Below are 14,570 nucleotides of genomic sequence, written 5' to 3' on the forward strand. Positions count from 1 at the left end.
GTCAGGAGCGCTGCTGCCAGGTGCACAGGCAGACCCGGTTGCCGTCCGGGTCGGCGAGCACCCAGAAGCTCGGCGCCTCCGCGTCGCTGACCAGCGTGCCGCCGGCCGCCAGCGCCGCCGCGATGCGCGCGTCCACCTCGGCCGGATCCACCCACACGTCCGGGTGCCACCGCTGCCGTGGCTCCTCCCGGCCGGAGCGCTGGAACCAGACGGTCGGCAGCACGCCGTCCCGGTCGCGTACCTCGTCGGTGTCCGGGCCCGGGCCGGGCGGCGCCCCCCACGCCAGGACCGCGCGCCAGAACGGCAGCACCGCCGCGTGCTCGGGGGTGTCCAGCGCCAGTTCCAGCCGGGCCAGCCCGGCCGCCGACAGGGTCAGCCCGGAGTCGGCGGCCAGCTCCGAGACGAACCGGGCCAGCCGCAGGTCACGCTGGGTCACCCCGCCCACGTCGTGCGACCACAGCCGCACGTCCACGTGGGTGTAGCGCAGGTCCAGATCGGGATGATGATCGACCCGCTCGGCCTCCGCGCCCACCGCGGCCACGAGCGCCAGCCCGGCCGCGAAATCGGGGGTACGGATGCGCGTCTGCAACGCCCCCAGCAGGTACGTCCACCCGTCCAGCCCGGCCTCGGCGACCTGTTTCCCCGTGAGTGTGCTCATCCGGCCATCCTGACGTGCGCCACGGCCGTCCGCCACCGTCGACACGGGATCACAGATCGACACGCGGGGATACGATCCGGGCATGGCCGACTCCCGACCTCGTGTGTCGCTGCTCCGGTTCGGCGCACCCGTCCCGTACGTGGTCTCCATGCTGATCGCCGGCCTCCTCTGGCTGCCCATCCGGCTCTGGGAGCGGGACGGGTCCGTTCAGGACGCGGTGGTCGAGGCCGGCCTGAACGCGGTTCTCTGGGGGTTCGCGTTCTTCTTCACGCTGAGCCGGTTCGCGAAGCCGCGCCCCGCCGAGGCGGACCGGGTCGCCGCCTGGGCGGTCGCCGAGACCGCGCTGCGCCGGGGCGAGCCGCCGGCCGACGAGGCGGGGCGCGCGGCGGTGGCGGACAACCTTCCCGCGGTACGCCGGGGAGCGCTGGTCGGGGCGGCCGGTGGCGTCGTGCTGCTCGGCGCGCTGATCGTGCTCGCGATCGGCGCCGGGTCGGAGGTCGCCGCCGTCGGGTTCGGCATCGTGCTGGTAGCGGTGCTGGCCGAAGCCGTGCGTACCGGCCGCCTGGAGCGCCGGCTGCGAGCGGCGCTCGCCTCTGTCCAGGGCGGGTGAGCGGTGCCAGACTTGCCGCCATGGAGCAGCATCTCTACGAGCCCGTCCACGACGAGTTCCGCGACCTGTGCCGCCGTTTCCTGACCCGGGAGGCGGTGCCGCACCACGAGCGCTGGGAGGCCGACGGGATCGTCGACCGGCAGGTGTGGCGGGCCGCCGGCGCGGCCGGGCTGCTCGGCCCCGACGTCGACCCCGAGTACGGCGGCGGCGGGCAGCGCGACTTCCGGTTCAACGCGGTGCTGGACGAGGAGATCGTCGCGTCCGGGTGCTCGGGCCTCGGTTTCGGGCTGCACAACGACGTGGTCGCGCCGTACCTGACCGAGCTGACCACCGGCGACCAGCGCAAGCGGTGGTTGCCGGGCTTCTGCTCCGGCGACCTGGTCACCGCGATCGCGATGAGCGAGCCGGGCGCGGGCAGCGACCTGGCCGGCATCCGCACCAGCGCGGTGCGCGACGGCGACAGCCTGGTCCTCAACGGGCAGAAGACGTTCATCACGAACGGTGAGATGGCCGACCTGGTGGTCGTGGTGGTCAAGACCGCGCCCGAGCAGGGCGCGCACGGGGTGAGCCTGGTAGTGGTGGAGAGCGGCACGCCGGGCTTCAGCCGGGGCCGCCGGCTGGCGAAGGTCGGGTTGAAGGCCAACGACACCGCCGAGCTGTTCTTCGACGACTGCCGGGTGCCGGCGGAGAACCTGATCGGCACCGAGAACCAGGGCTTCTACCACCTGATGGCCAACCTGCCCCGGGAGCGGCTGAGCATCGCCGTGGCAGCGGTGGCGGCCTGCGAGAAGCTGCTCGCGCTCACCATCGAGTACGCCCGCTCCCGCGAGGCGTTCGGGCGGCCGATCGGCCGGTTCCAGCACAACCGGTTCCTGCTGGCCGAGCTGGACACCGAGGTCACCATCGCGCGCACGTTCGTCAACCACTGCGTCGCCGAGTTCAACGCGGGCCGCCTGTCGGTGACCGACGCGGCGAAGGCCAAGTGGTGGACCACCGAGTTGCAGACCAAGGTGGCCGACCGGTGCGTGCAGCTGCACGGCGGCTACGGCTTCATGGCGGAGTACCCGGTGGCGAAGGCGTGGCTGGACAGCCGGGTGCAGACCATCTACGGCGGCACCACCGAGATCATGAAGGAGATCATCGGCCGGGGTCTCGGCCTGTAGCGAAACCGGGTGCCGGCTCCAGGGCCGGGTGCGGGAGGATGAGGCACCCGTCCCACCAGGAGCGCGCATGGCCACCGACCTGACCGCGCCGGCCCCGCCCCGGCCCGACGCCGCCGGCATCCAGCGGCGTACCGTCCGGCTGCTGTTCCTCACCCAGATCATCGGCGGCATCGGCGTCACCATCGGCATCTCGGTCGGCGCGCTGCTCGCCGCCCGGGTCGCCGGCACCGCCCTGGCCGGGCTGGCGCAGAGCGCGGGTGTGGTCGGCGCCGCGCTGCTCGCCATCCCCGTCACCCGGCTCATGACCGCTCGTGGCCGGCGACCGGGGCTGGTCCTCGCGTACGCGGTCGGCGCGGTCGGGGGCGTGCTGGTGGTGGTCGCCACCGTGACGCGCCTGGTGCCGCTGCTCTTCGTCGGCATGCTGCTGTTCGGCGGCGGCACGGCGGCCAACCTCCAGGCGCGCTACACGGCCGTGGACCTGGCCGAACCGCAGCGCCGGGGGCGGCAGCTCTCGCTGGTCGTCTGGGCCACCACCATCGGCGCGGTGGCCGCGCCGAACTTCGCCGCGCTCGCCGACGAGACCACCCGGGGCTGGGGCCTGCCGGCGCTGGCCGGCCCGTTCGCGTTCAGCGCCGTCGCGTTCACGCTGACCGCCGCCGTACTCCTGGTCCTGCTGCGGCCGGACCCGCTGCTCACCGCGCGCCGGCTGGCGGCGGCCGAGCCGGCGCCGGGCGCCGCGCCGGCTGTCACCCGCCGCGGTGGCATGGTCGCCGCGTGGCGCACGGTACGCGGGCGGCCGGCCGCCCGCCTCGGCATCGCCGCGGTCGCGGTGGGGCACCTGGTGATGGTCGCTGTCATGTCGATGACCCCGGTGCACCTCGGCGAGTGGCACTCCGACGAGGACGTGCTGCCCGTGGTCGGCCTGGTGCTCAGCCTGCACATCGCCGGCATGTACGCGCTGTCGCCGGTGGTGGGGTGGCTCACCGACCGGGTCGGCCGGCGACCGGTGATCCTCGGCGGGGTGGCGCTGCTGCTGGCCGCGTGCGCGGTCTCCGGCACCGCCGGGCACCACACGGCGCTGCTGTCGGTGGGGCTGACGCTGCTCGGGCTGGGCTGGTCGGGCACGATGGTGGCGGGCTCGACGCTGCTGTCGGAGTCGGTGCCCACGGCCGACCGGCCCGGCGTGCAGGGCCTGTCCGACCTGCTCATGGGGCTGGCCGGGGCGGGCGCCGCGGCGGCGAGCGGGTTCGTCATGCGGGCCGTGGGGTACCCGACGCTCACCCTGCTGGCGGCGATCGCCGTGGTGCCGCTGGTGGCGCTGGCGCTGCGCCCTCCCGGCGCGGACCCACTCGACAAGGAGGACTGAACACGTGCGGCTGACCGACTTCTGGACGCGGCTCGAGGAGGCGTTCGGGCCCGGCTACGCGGCCAGCATCGCCCGGGACCAGGTGCTGTCCCAGCTCGATGGGCGGACCATCGAGCAGGCGCTCGCGGCCGGTGAGCAAACGCACGTGGTGTGGCGCGCCGTGGTCGCCGCGTATCCCGACCGGGTGCCCGCCCGACTACGCTGAGCAGCCTTTTCGTCGATCCCGCGTGTCGCTTGCCCAGTCGTACACCTGTTCGGCTATTGTCCACAGCGGGGTGCTCGTCCACAGCTCACGGCCCGTCGGCTGGTTTTCTGTCGGACCCAGCGCCTAGCGTGTCCCGCGTGACGCGAAGCTCAGGAAAGACGCCGGCGAAGGCAGGGGTGGCAACGATGGCAGCAGGGCCTGACCGGGAGAAGGCGCTCGACCTTGCTCTCGCTCAGATCGACAAGCAGTTCGGCAAGGGTTCGGTGATGCGCCTGGGGGAGCGGCCCGTCGTGCAGACGGCTGTCATCCCGACCGGCTCCATCGCGCTCGACGTGGCGCTCGGCGTGGGCGGTCTGCCCCGCGGCCGGGTGGTCGAGATCTACGGTCCGGAGTCCAGCGGTAAGACCACCGTCGCGCTGCACGCGGTGGCGAACGCCCAGCGCGCCGGCGGCATCGCCGCGTTCATCGACGCCGAGCACGCGCTCGACCCGGAGTACGCGCGGGCCCTCGGCGTCGACACCGACGCCCTGCTGGTCTCCCAGCCGGACACCGGCGAGCAGGCGCTGGAGATCGCGGACATGCTGGTCCGCTCCGGCGCGATCGACATCATCGTGATCGACTCGGTGGCGGCTCTGGTGCCGCGCGCCGAGATCGAGGGCGAGATGGGTGACAGCCACGTCGGTCTGCAGGCCCGGCTGATGAGCCAGGCGCTGCGGAAGATCACCGGCGTGCTCAACAACACCGGCACCACCGCGATCTTCATCAACCAGCTCCGCGAGAAGATCGGCGTGATGTTCGGCAGCCCGGAGACCACCACCGGTGGCCGCGCGCTGAAGTTCTACGCGTCGGTCCGGCTCGACGTGCGCCGCATCGAGAGCCTCAAGGACGGCACCGACGTGGTCGGTAACCGCACCCGGGTCAAGGTCGTGAAGAACAAGGTCGCCGCGCCGTTCAAGCAGGCCGAGTTCGACATCATGTACGGCAAGGGCATCTCCCGTGAGGGCTCGCTGATCGACGTCGGCGTGGAGCAGGCGATCATCCGCAAGTCCGGCGCCTGGTACACCTACGACGGCGACCAGCTCGGCCAGGGCAAGGAGAAGGCCCGCGAGTTCCTCCGCGAGAACCCGGACGTGGCGGCCGAGATCGAGAAGAAGATCCTGGAGAAGCTCGGCGTCGGCACCGGTGGTGCCGGTGACGCCACCGGTGGCCCGGAGTTGCCGCCGGTCGACTTCTGATCCGCTGACCTGTGGCAGGACGACGCGCCCGTACGGGCCGGGGCTGGGATGCCGGCCCTCCCCGTACGGGCGACGCCACCGGTACGCCCCGGCCCCGCCGGGGGCGCCGCGATCGCGCGGCGGAGTCCGATGCAGGGGAGGCTCCGGCTCCGCCGCGCGACGAGGCCGAGCTGGCCCGGGAGATCTGCCTGCGGCAGCTCGCGGTACGCCCCCGCACCCGCGCCGAGCTGGCCGGCGCGCTGGCCCGGCGCGGCATCTCCGAGGAGATCGCCGAGCAGGTCCTCGACCGTTACGACGAGGTGGGCATCGTCGACGACGCCGCGTTCGCCCGTGCCTGGGTGAGCAGCCGGCACAACGGCCGTGGGCTGGCCCGCCGGGCGCTCGCCAACGAGCTGCGCCAGCGCGGTGTCGACGGCGAGGTGGCCGGCGCCGCCCTGGACGGGCTGGACGAGGAGACCGAGGCGGAGACCGCCCGCGCCCTGGTGGAGCGCAAGCTGCGCAGCACCCGGGGTGAGCCGGACGCGGTGTTCCGGCGTCTGGTGGGCATGCTGGCGCGCAAGGGCTATCCGGCCGGGGTGGCGATCCGGGCGGTGAAGGACGCGCTGGCCGCGCAGAGCGCCGAGGCGGCCGAGTTCGCCGAGCACATCGACGCCGACGCGATGGCCGACGCCGAGAACGATCTCGACTCCCGCCGGCTCGACTGACCGACCGGCCGCCCTCGTCGCGGCCGCCGTCCCGAGGAGAGGCGCACACCGGTGCTGAAGGCTTGTCTCAACGGCACACGGCGGCGCGACGAGTATGCTGCCGTGCCCCTCACCCCGGCCGAGTTGGCAGCGGACGCGGTCCGCTGCGCGGCCGCCGGGGCGGCGGCGGTGCACGTGCACCCGCGCGACGACACGGGCGCCGAGTCGCTCGACCCGGCGGTGATCGCCGCGGCTGTCACTGCCGTCCGGGCCGCCCGTCCCGGCCTGCCGGTCGGCGTGAGCACCGGCGCCTGGATCGTTCCCGACCCGGCCGAGCGGGTCGCCGCCGTCCGCGCCTGGACGGTGCTGCCCGACTTCGCCTCGGTCAACGCCCACGAACCCGGAGCAGCGGAGGTCGCCGCCGCGCTGCACGAGCGCGGCGTGATGGTCGAGGCCGGCCTGTGGACCCTGGACGCGGTCGACGCCTGGCGTCGTTGGCCGACGCCCACCGGGCGGGTCCTCGTCGAATGCATGGCCGAGCAGGTCGAGACGGCGCTCGCCGACGCGGCGGCGATCCTCGCCGCGCTGCCGGCCGGGTGCCCGCCGGTGCTGCTGCACGGCGAAGGACCGGTCACCTGGCCGGTGTACGCCGAGGCGGTCCGCCGGGGTCTGCACACCCGGATCGGCCTGGAGGACACGCTGCTGCTGCCCGACGGCACGCCGGCCGCCGACAACGTCGCGCTGGTGACCACCGCCCGCACCCTCGTCTGACCCCACGCCACCGTCCCGGTGGGGTGGGCGGCTTGATCCACTGCGGATCGGGGAGGTGGCGGGGTCGCAGGCACGAGGATGCCGCCACCTCGGCGAGGTGGAGTCGATCATGGGGTCGGGGACGCCGTGCGGTGCGGTGCGCCGGTGGAAGGGGTCTGAGCAGGCCGGGAGTGCCGGGAAGTGGTGCCGGACGGCGAGGTTTGTCCGGGCCTGTCCGGCATCTGATCACCAATGAGTGACGCCGCAACTTCTCTCCGTCCGGGTGGTTTGATCATGACTTTCTTGACCGAACGGCCCCTCGCGACCTAGCCTCGCCATACAGGCTCACTTTGCCCGACCAGCGCAGGCTAAGCGCACAACATAGATCTCGTAACAGAACAGCATCACTTTGGCCAGCTACACCGGCCCTTGACGGTGCTCCGGAGCATCCGGAGTGACCGACAACTGCAACCGGCCGCCAGCGGTGCCCCTCGCGGGACACCGTCGACGGAAAGCTGCCCAGAGCCAGCCGCTCCGGTCGGGCGTACAGAGCCGCAGGCGCGCGTCCTTCGCGCGTGTCCTGCGGCGCCGACGTTCAGGGGGAGGCGGCCATGGCTGGGCGGCACAGGTTCACCGGCGGTCTGCCACACGGTCCGAGTCCTTCCCCGGAGGGCGGCACCGGCCGCCCGGCCGGCGGAGCACGGCGGGACGACGCGTCCGCGTACCACCGGTGCGGAGCGGCTCGATGAGCGCCTTCGACATCGTTCTCCTCGTGGTGGTGCTGCTGCTGGTCGTGGTGGTGGTCGGCGCCGTGCTGTTCGGCGTGCGTACCCTCAAGCGGCTCAGCCTGGCGCCCGCGCCGGAGGATCCGGCCTTCATCGCGGAGAAGGACCGGCAGGAGCAGTCCCTCGCGGCGCTGCGTACCGCCGCCAGCGAGGCGAACAGCACCATCGACGTGGCGAAGTCCGCGGCCGCGGCGGCGCGTGCCGAGGCGGCTGCCGCCAAGGCCGAGGCGAAGGCGGCCCGGGCCGAGGCGCGGCGGGTGCTCGACGACGCCCGCGCCGAGGCGGACACCGTGCTGGAGCGCGCGCACAAGCAGGCCGAGGCGGACGCCGAGCAGCTGCGCGCCACCGCGCGGCGCAGCGGCGAGCGGGAGGTGGCGGTGCTGGCCGCCACCACCCGGGAGCAGGCGGCCGAGGTGGAACGCCGGGCCGCCCGGATGGACGAGCGGGAACGGCTGCACACCGAGGAGGTGGAGCGGCTGGCCGAGCGGGAGCGGCAGCTCACCGCCGCCACCGCGGCGCTCGCCGCCCGGGAGGCCGCCCTGGCCGAGCGGGAGCGGACGCTGACCGAGGTGGAGGAGCAGCGTCGCCGCGAGCTGGAGCGCGTCGCCGGGCTGACCGCCGACGCGGCCCGCGTGGAGCTGGTCGAGTCGATCGAGGGGCAGGCCAAGCGGGAGGCCGCGCTGCTGGTCCGGGAGATCGAGGCGGATGCCCGGGGCAGCGCCGAGCAGCGCGCCCGCAACATCGTGGTGGACGCCATCCAGCGGGTCGCCAGCGAGCAGACCGCGGAGAGCGTGGTCAGCGTGCTGCACCTGCCCGGTGACGAGATGAAGGGGCGCATCATCGGCCGGGAGGGGCGCAACATCCGCGCCTTCGAGTCGGTCACCGGCGTCAACCTGATCATCGACGACACCCCCGAGGCGGTGCTGCTGTCCTGCTTCGACCCGGTACGCCGGGAGGTCGGCCGGGTCACGCTGGAGAAGCTGGTGCTCGACGGCCGGATCCACCCGCACCGGATCGAGGAGGTCTACGACCTGGCCCGGCAGGAGGTGGAGGAGCTGTGCCTCCGGGCCGCCGAGGACGCCCTGGTCGAGGTCGGCATCACCGAGATCCACCCGGAGCTGGTGACGCTGCTGGGCCGGTTGCGCTACCGCACCTCGTACGGGCAGAACGTGCTCAAGCACCTGGTGGAGACCGCGCACATCGCCGGCGTCATGGCCGCGGAGCTGCGGCTGGACGTGCCGACGATCAAGCGGTGCGCGTTCCTGCACGACATCGGCAAGGCGCTCACCCACGAGGTGGAGGGCAGCCACGCGATCATCGGCGCGGACGTGGCCCGCAAGTACGGCGAGAGCGAGGACGTGGTGCACGCCATCGAGGCGCACCACAACGAGGTGCCGCCGCAGACCATCGAGGCGGTGCTGACCCAGGCGTCGGACGCCTGCTCGGGCGGGCGGCCGGGCGCGCGGCGGGAGAGCCTTGAGGCGTACGTGAAGCGGCTGGAGCGGATCGAGGAGATCGCGGCCGGCAAGCTGGGCGTGGAGAAGGTCTTCGCCATGCAGGCGGGCCGGGAGATCCGGGTGATGGTCAAGCCGGACGACGTGGACGACATCGGCGCGGCGGTGCTGGCCCGGGACGTGGCCAAGCAGATCGAGGAGGAGCTGACCTACCCGGGTCAGATCCGGGTGACTGTGGTGCGCGAGTCCCGGGTCACCGAGATCGCCCGCTAGACCGGGGAACACGAAAGGGCTGGCCGTGGACGGCCAGCCCTTTCACGTGCGACGGGTCAGACGGCGCCGGTGCCCTCGGCCTGCGAGGCGAGCGCGGCAGGCGGCGTGGCCTGCGCCGGGATGCCGGCGGTCTTGCGGCCCTGGGAGAGCCGGTGCTGGACGTACTGGGCCAGCTTCGACAGCGAGTAGTTGATGGCGATGAACAGCACGGCGATCACCACGTACACCTGGATCGGGTTGCCCAGGACGCCGATGATCTGCTTGCCGATGTTGAGCGTCTCCTCGTAGCTGATGATGAAGCCCAGCGAGGTGTCCTTGAGCACCACCACGAGCTGGCTGATCAGCGCCGGCAGCATGATCCGGAAGGCCTGCGGGAGCAGGATCAGCCCGGTGGTCTGGAACGGGGAGAGCCCGATCGCGGAGGCCGCCTCGGCCTGCCCGCCGGGCAGGCCCTCCATGCCCGATCGCAGGATCTCGGCGATGACCACGGAGTTGTAGATGGTCAGGCCGATGACGAGGTACCAGAGGTTGTCGAACGAGGCGCCGAACTCGGGGAAGCCGCGCGCCACGAAGAAGATGGTGATGACGACCGGCAGGCCGCGGAACACCTCGACGCAGACCCGGGTCACGGCGGCCAGCACCCAGCTCAGGCCGCGCAGCAGGTACGCCACCGGTGCGGCAGCTCCGGTGAAGCGCCGCCGGGTCAGGCTCTTGAGCTGGATCCGCAGGACGGCGAGCAGGGTGCCGACGACGAGCGACGAGACGATGGCCAGCGCGGCGGCGATCAGGGTGTTCTTGAGGCCGAACCCGATCCGGTCCCAGACGAGCGAGAAGTTCTCGTTCGAGGGGTCGACCAGCGGCCCCCACAGCTCCATCGAGAACTGGCCTTTGTCGGCCAGCGGCCGGTAGATGAACAAGTAGGCGCCGGCCAGCACCACCACGACGGCGATCAGGCTGCTGATGAGCGTGACGCGTCGCTGGCGCGGCCCGGGGATGTCGTAGAGGACGCTCTGCTGGCTCATCGGGCCACCGCCTGTCGCTTCTCGATCCGGTCCAGCAGGGCGCCGAGCGGGACCGTCATGATCAGGTATCCGACGGAGATGCCGATCGCCACCGGGATGAAGGGGTAGCCGCCGGCGGAGGTGAGCTGGTCCGCGGTCTGCGAGAGGTCACCGACCACGCCGAAGAAGCCGACGAGCGCGGAGTTCTTGATCATCGCGATGATGACCGATCCGAGCGGCACCACCGAGGCCTTCCAGGACTGCGGAAGCACGACGTGCCGCAGGTTCTGGCCGAAGGTGAGGCCCAGCGAACGCGCCGCCTCGGCCTGCCCGGCCGGTACCGCGTTCACGCCGGACCGCAGGGCCTCGCAGACGAACGCGGCGGTGTAGAGGACCAGCGCGATCAGGCCGAACCGGAAGTAGGGCAGGTCGGTGCCGAGCCGGCTGAAAATCGCATCCAGGCCCGGGATGCGCAGGAAGTCGGCGTTGGAGCCCAGCGCCGGCAGGCCGAACGCGGCGAAGAACAGCACCACTGTCAGCGGCAGGTTACGGAAGACGTTCACGTACGTGGTGCCGACCGCGCGCAGCGGTGGCACCGGCGAGATCCGCAGCACCGCCACGACGGCGCCCAGGATCAGGGCGCCGATCGCGGCGAGAACGCAGATCTGGAGGGTGAGCCAGAACCCGCCCGCGAAGACGTCGAACTTGTCGATGAGCACATTCACGGGTCGGTGTCCTCCCCACCCTCCGGATCTAGCGGATCAGTAGCGGTTGACGGCGGGCGGGTCGCCCAGGGTGGCGCCGAACTTGCCGGCGGTGTCGTCCCACGCCTTCTTCCAGCTGCCGTCCTGGAAGGCCTTGTCGAGCGTGTCGTTGATGAAGTTACGGAAGTCGGTGTCCTCCTTCTTGACACCGATGCCGTACGGCTCCTTGGTGAAGTTGTCGCCGGCCATCTTGAAGGACGCCTCGTCCTTGGCGATGTAGCCGAGCAGGATCACGTTGTCGGTGGTGACGGCGTCGACCTGCTTGCCCTTCAGGGCGTCGCGGCACTTGTCGTAGGTGTCGAACAGCACCAGCTGCGTGCCGACGTCCTTGACGTACTTCTTGATCTCCTCGGCCGGGGTGGAGCCGGTGACCGAGCAGACCTTCTTGGCGCCGTCCTTGAACGAGTCGGGGCCGGTGATGGCCGCCTCGTCCTTGCGGACCATGATGTTCTGGCCGGCCTCGTAGTACGGCCCGGCGAAGGCGATGCGCTCCTTGCGCTTGTCGTTGATCGTGTAGGTGGCCGCGACCAGGTCGACGGTGCCGTTCACGATGACGTCCTCGCGGACCTTCGACGGCGTCTCGACGTACTCGATCTTGTCCTCGGGGATGCCGAGTTCCTTCACGATCAGCTTCGCGACCTCGACGTCGAAGCCCTCCGGCTTGCCCGACAGGCCCTTCTGGCCGAAGCCCGGCTGGTCGAACTTGGTGCCGACCTTGATCTTCTGGGCCTTGCTCAGCCGCTCCATGGTGCTGCCGGCCGCGAAGTCCTTGCTGCCGGCGCCGGTGCCCTCGTCGTCGCTGTCGCCACCGCAGGCGGACAGGCCGAGCGCCAGAGTCGCCGCCGCGGCAACCGCCGCCACGCGCTTGTAACGCATACTCAATCTCCTTCTTCAACGGAGCCGCCGGGACGACTCCAACTACGGACGCTCAGTGCGTGAGGATCTTGGAGAGGAAGTCCCTGGCCCGCTCGCTGCGCGGGTTCGCGAAGAACTCGGCCGGCGGCGCGTCCTCGACCAGTTGCCCGTCGGCCATGAAGACCACCCGGTTGGCGGCGTGCCGGGCGAAACCCATCTCGTGGGTCACCACGACCATGGTCATGCCCTCGCTCGCCAGGGAGGTCATCACGTCCAGCACCTCGCCGACCATCTCCGGGTCCAGCGCGCTGGTCGGCTCGTCGAAGAGCATCGCCTTGGGCTGCATGGCCAGCGCGCGGGCGATCGCCGCCCGCTGCTGCTGGCCGCCGGAGAGCTGCGCCGGGTACTTGTCCGCCTGGTTGGCGATGCCGACGCGGTCGAGCAGGGCCAGGCCGCGCTCGCGGGCGGCGGCCGGCTTCTCCTTGCGCACCTTGACCGGCCCCAGCGTGACGTTGTCCAGGATCGTCTTGTGGGCGAAGAGGTTGAACGACTGGAAGACCATGCCGACCTCGCTGCGCAGCTTGGCCAGGGGCTTGCCCTCGGCCGGCAGCGGCTGCCCGTCGAACGTGATGGTCCCCTTGTCGATGGGCTCCAGCCGGTTGATCGTGCGGCACAGCGTCGACTTGCCGGAGCCGGACGGGCCGATCACCACGACCACCTCGCCCCGGCCGACGGAGAGGGACACGTCGTCGAGCACGTGCAGCGGCCCGAACCACTTGTTGACCCCGTCGAGCACGATCAGCGGGTCGCCCGTCGTCACGTCGTCCACCGTCCCTGTCGTCCATGCCGGAATTGGGGGTCGAGCGACCCCCGGTTGGGCAACTGTAGGCGCGGTGATGTGGCAGTACGCAACTCAGATGGTCACGGAGCGGTAACACCGGTCACCTGCATACCGGCACGTCCGAATTTTGTCACAGTCCGGGTGGGCCGAGTGGCGCCGAAGGCGCTGGCCAGAGATCATGAGGCGATGACCGACCCGATCCGGCTGACCGACTACGCCCGCGGTGGCGGCTGCGCCTGCAAGATCCCTCCGGGCGAGCTGGAGGCGATGGTCGCCGGCCTCGGCGCGACCGGCGGCTCCGCCGACCTGCTGGTCGGGCTGGAGAACGGCGACGACGCCGCGGTGGTCCGGCTGGACGAGCGCACGGGCCTGGTGAGCACCGCCGACTTCTTCACCCCGGTCGTCGACGACGCCTACGACTGGGGCCGCATCGCCGCCGCCAACGCGCTCTCCGACGTGTACGCGATGGGCGGCACCCCGCTCGTCGCGCTGAACCTGCTCTGCTGGCCGCGCGGGGTACTGCCGCCGGAGATGGCCCGAGAGGTGCTGCGCGGCGGTCTGGACGTGGCCCGGGAGGCGAACTGCCACCTGGCCGGCGGGCACAGCGTGGACGACGACAGCCCGAAGTACGGCCTCGCGGTCACCGGCGTGGTCCGGCCGGAGGAGCTGATCACCCTGGACGCCGGGCGGGCCGGGCTGCCGCTGTCGCTGACCAAGCCGCTCGGCGTGGGCGTGCTCAACACCCGGCACAAGCAGACCGGCCAGCGCTTCCCCGAGGCGGTCGAGTCGATGGCCCGGCTCAACCGGGACGCGGCCCGCGCGGCGGTGGCCGCCGGTATCCGCTGCGGCACCGACGTCACCGGCTTCGGCCTGCTCGGGCACGCCTCGAAGCTGGCCCGCGCGAGCCGCCTCACGGTGGCGATCGACGCGGCGGCGGTGCCGTATCTGCCCGGCGCGCGGGAGGCGATGCGCGACGGGTACGTCAGCGGCGGCACCCGGCGCAACCTGGACTGGGTCAACCCGTGGACCGACTTCGGCAGCGCGGACGAGGGGGAACGGCTGCTGCTCGCGGACGCGCAGACCTCGGGCGGGCTGCTGGTCGCCGGCGAGGTGCCGGGCGGGATTGTCATCGGTGAGTTGTTGCCGGCCTCGGACCATCTGATCCGGGTCCGCTGAGTTCCCTCGATTCACGGCGCGGCAGGGCGGTCGCCGCGGCACCGTACCCGATAAACTGTCATCTTCCAGCTACTCTGGGCAACGTCGCCCGAGGGAATTTTGCCCGGAATGGTCACAGACCGGTAACTTGCGCCCGGCTGAGGGCAAATGCCCTCCACCATCGTCAGTAAGGCCCGATCCGGAGGCCGGTGGAACGAGCGCAGCGAGGAGGCGGCATGACCGAGCTGTGGAACTGGAGAATCGACGGCGGCGAGCCGGTGGAGGTCTACCCGGCACTGGCCGAGGCGCTCGGCCGGGTGGTGATGCCCCTGGCGGTGGCCGACCCGGCCCGGCTCCCCGCGTACGCGGTGGTCTGCGACGTGTGGGAGGCGCCCGGGCTGTACCGCACCGTTGTCGACTGTTACGGCGTGCCTGAGAATCTGGCCGAGCTGCCCGCCATCGCGGCGCTGGCCCGGCTGCTCGGCCGCAACTGCCTGCTGCGCGACGACACGCTCGACGCCGGCCGGCACCTGCTGGTCGCCCCGGACGGCACGATCCGCCCGGTGCACTTCGACGTGGCCGACACCGACGACGGCGAGGTGCTCAGCCACCACCGGCTCTGCACGCAGGCCGACCCGCGCTGCCGGGGCTGGTCGCAGTGCCACCGCTCCCGCTGGGCCCCCGACACGGTCGCCCCGGCGCTCGCCGCCGCCTGACCGCGAGCGCGCGCGAAGGCGGGCGCGACGGGCACGCGCCACCGCGCGACGGGCAC

15 protein-coding genes are annotated in these 14,570 nt (G+C 72.1%); 10 read left to right on the plus strand and 5 right to left on the minus strand.

The window, feature by feature from the left end; all coding sequences use genetic code 11:
* Nucleotide 1 precedes the first annotated feature (1 nt).
* On the minus strand, nt 2–658 hold the full coding sequence (locus tag MicB006_RS07715) for a 4a-hydroxytetrahydrobiopterin dehydratase (protein WP_116504865.1): 657 nt from the start codon (nt 656–658) through the stop codon (nt 2–4).
* An 82-nt stretch (nt 659–740) separates the two neighbouring features.
* Here MicB006_RS07715 and MicB006_RS07720 point away from each other — a divergent pair, with 82 nt between their 5' ends.
* The 8 genes from MicB006_RS07720 to rny all read left to right on the plus strand — a co-directional run bounded on the left by MicB006_RS07720 (nt 741) and on the right by rny (nt 9,182).
* Complete coding sequence (locus MicB006_RS07720; RefSeq protein WP_152037829.1) at nt 741–1,268, plus strand: hypothetical protein; 528 nt, start codon at nt 741–743, stop codon at nt 1,266–1,268.
* 20 nt (nt 1,269–1,288) lie between these two features.
* Nucleotides 1,289–2,431, plus strand: a complete 1,143-nt coding sequence (locus MicB006_RS07725; RefSeq protein WP_116504869.1) for an acyl-CoA dehydrogenase family protein — start codon at nt 1,289–1,291, stop codon at nt 2,429–2,431.
* A 67-nt stretch (nt 2,432–2,498) separates the two neighbouring features.
* On the plus strand, nt 2,499–3,797 hold the full coding sequence (locus MicB006_RS07730; RefSeq protein WP_116504871.1) for an MFS transporter: 1,299 nt from the start codon (nt 2,499–2,501) through the stop codon (nt 3,795–3,797).
* 4 nt (nt 3,798–3,801) lie between these two features.
* Nucleotides 3,802–4,002 (plus strand): DUF3046 domain-containing protein, encoded by a 201-nt coding sequence (locus MicB006_RS07735; protein WP_073830228.1) that lies wholly within the window; start codon nt 3,802–3,804, stop codon nt 4,000–4,002.
* A 185-nt stretch (nt 4,003–4,187) separates the two neighbouring features.
* Entirely contained in the window at nt 4,188–5,237 is a 1,050-nt protein-coding gene (gene recA, locus MicB006_RS07740; protein ID WP_073830227.1) for a recombinase RecA, read from the plus strand.
* An 11-nt stretch (nt 5,238–5,248) separates the two neighbouring features.
* Entirely contained in the window at nt 5,249–5,941 is a 693-nt protein-coding gene (locus MicB006_RS07745) for a regulatory protein RecX (RefSeq protein WP_073830226.1), read from the plus strand.
* A 51-nt stretch (nt 5,942–5,992) separates the two neighbouring features.
* A complete protein-coding gene (locus MicB006_RS07750) occupies nt 5,993–6,691 on the plus strand; it encodes a 3-keto-5-aminohexanoate cleavage protein (protein WP_116504873.1) in 699 nt (232 codons plus the stop codon).
* A 724-nt stretch (nt 6,692–7,415) separates the two neighbouring features.
* The gene (gene rny / locus MicB006_RS07755) at nt 7,416–9,182 is read left to right on the plus strand and encodes a ribonuclease Y (protein WP_116504875.1); all 1,767 of its coding nucleotides are present in this window, start codon (nt 7,416–7,418) and stop codon (nt 9,180–9,182) included.
* Between the two features lie 56 nt (nt 9,183–9,238).
* Here rny and MicB006_RS07760 read toward each other — a convergent pair whose 3' ends face one another.
* The 4 genes from MicB006_RS07760 to MicB006_RS07775 are packed head-to-tail and all read right to left on the minus strand — an operon-like array spanning nt 9,239 to nt 12,631.
* Nucleotides 9,239–10,204 (minus strand): amino acid ABC transporter permease, encoded by a 966-nt coding sequence (locus MicB006_RS07760; RefSeq protein ID WP_116504877.1) that lies wholly within the window; start codon nt 10,202–10,204, stop codon nt 9,239–9,241.
* Nucleotides 10,201–10,908: an amino acid ABC transporter permease gene (locus tag MicB006_RS07765; RefSeq protein ID WP_073830222.1), complete on the minus strand. Its 708-nt coding sequence runs from the start codon at nt 10,906–10,908 to the stop codon at nt 10,201–10,203. Before MicB006_RS07765 ends, MicB006_RS07760 begins: the two co-directional genes overlap by 4 nt.
* Nucleotides 10,909–10,944: 36 nt before the next feature.
* Nucleotides 10,945–11,823, minus strand: coding sequence for a glutamate ABC transporter substrate-binding protein (locus tag MicB006_RS07770; protein ID WP_116504879.1), 879 nt, complete (start codon nt 11,821–11,823; stop codon nt 10,945–10,947).
* 52 nt (nt 11,824–11,875) lie between these two features.
* The gene (locus MicB006_RS07775; protein ID WP_116504880.1) at nt 11,876–12,631 is read right to left on the minus strand and encodes an amino acid ABC transporter ATP-binding protein; all 756 of its coding nucleotides are present in this window, start codon (nt 12,629–12,631) and stop codon (nt 11,876–11,878) included.
* Nucleotides 12,632–12,829: 198 nt separating this feature from the next.
* Between MicB006_RS07775 and selD the strand changes: the two genes are divergently transcribed.
* Complete coding sequence (selD, locus tag MicB006_RS07780; RefSeq protein ID WP_116504882.1) at nt 12,830–13,819, plus strand: selenide, water dikinase SelD; 990 nt, start codon at nt 12,830–12,832, stop codon at nt 13,817–13,819.
* A 215-nt stretch (nt 13,820–14,034) separates the two neighbouring features.
* A complete protein-coding gene (locus tag MicB006_RS07785; protein WP_073830218.1) occupies nt 14,035–14,514 on the plus strand; it encodes a hypothetical protein in 480 nt (159 codons plus the stop codon).
* The last annotated feature ends 56 nt before the right edge of the window (nt 14,515–14,570 follow it).

Source organism: Micromonospora sp. B006, assembly GCF_003408515.1.
In the GTDB taxonomy this organism is placed as follows: Bacteria; Actinomycetota; Actinomycetes; order Mycobacteriales; family Micromonosporaceae; genus Micromonospora; species Micromonospora echinospora_A.

Excerpts from the sequence above, each read along its gene's own strand:
- MicB006_RS07760 (WP_116504877.1), bottom strand. The coding sequence starts at position 10,204 with ATGAGCCAGCAGAGCGTCCTCTACGACATCCCCGGGCCGCGCCAGCGA.
- recA (WP_073830227.1), top strand. The coding sequence starts at position 4,188 with ATGGCAGCAGGGCCTGACCGGGAGAAGGCGCTCGACCTTGCTCTCGCT.
- MicB006_RS07770 (WP_116504879.1), bottom strand. The coding sequence starts at position 11,823 with ATGCGTTACAAGCGCGTGGCGGCGGTTGCCGCGGCGGCGACTCTGGCG.
- MicB006_RS07785 (WP_073830218.1), top strand. The coding sequence starts at position 14,035 with ATGACCGAGCTGTGGAACTGGAGAATCGACGGCGGCGAGCCGGTGGAG.
- MicB006_RS07720 (WP_152037829.1), top strand. The coding sequence starts at position 741 with ATGGCCGACTCCCGACCTCGTGTGTCGCTGCTCCGGTTCGGCGCACCC.
- MicB006_RS07730 (WP_116504871.1), top strand. The coding sequence starts at position 2,499 with ATGGCCACCGACCTGACCGCGCCGGCCCCGCCCCGGCCCGACGCCGCC.
- MicB006_RS07715 (WP_116504865.1), bottom strand. The coding sequence starts at position 658 with ATGAGCACACTCACGGGGAAACAGGTCGCCGAGGCCGGGCTGGACGGG.
- selD (WP_116504882.1), top strand. The coding sequence starts at position 12,830 with ATGACCGACCCGATCCGGCTGACCGACTACGCCCGCGGTGGCGGCTGC.
- MicB006_RS07725 (WP_116504869.1), top strand. The coding sequence starts at position 1,289 with ATGGAGCAGCATCTCTACGAGCCCGTCCACGACGAGTTCCGCGACCTG.
- rny (WP_116504875.1), top strand. The coding sequence starts at position 7,416 with ATGAGCGCCTTCGACATCGTTCTCCTCGTGGTGGTGCTGCTGCTGGTC.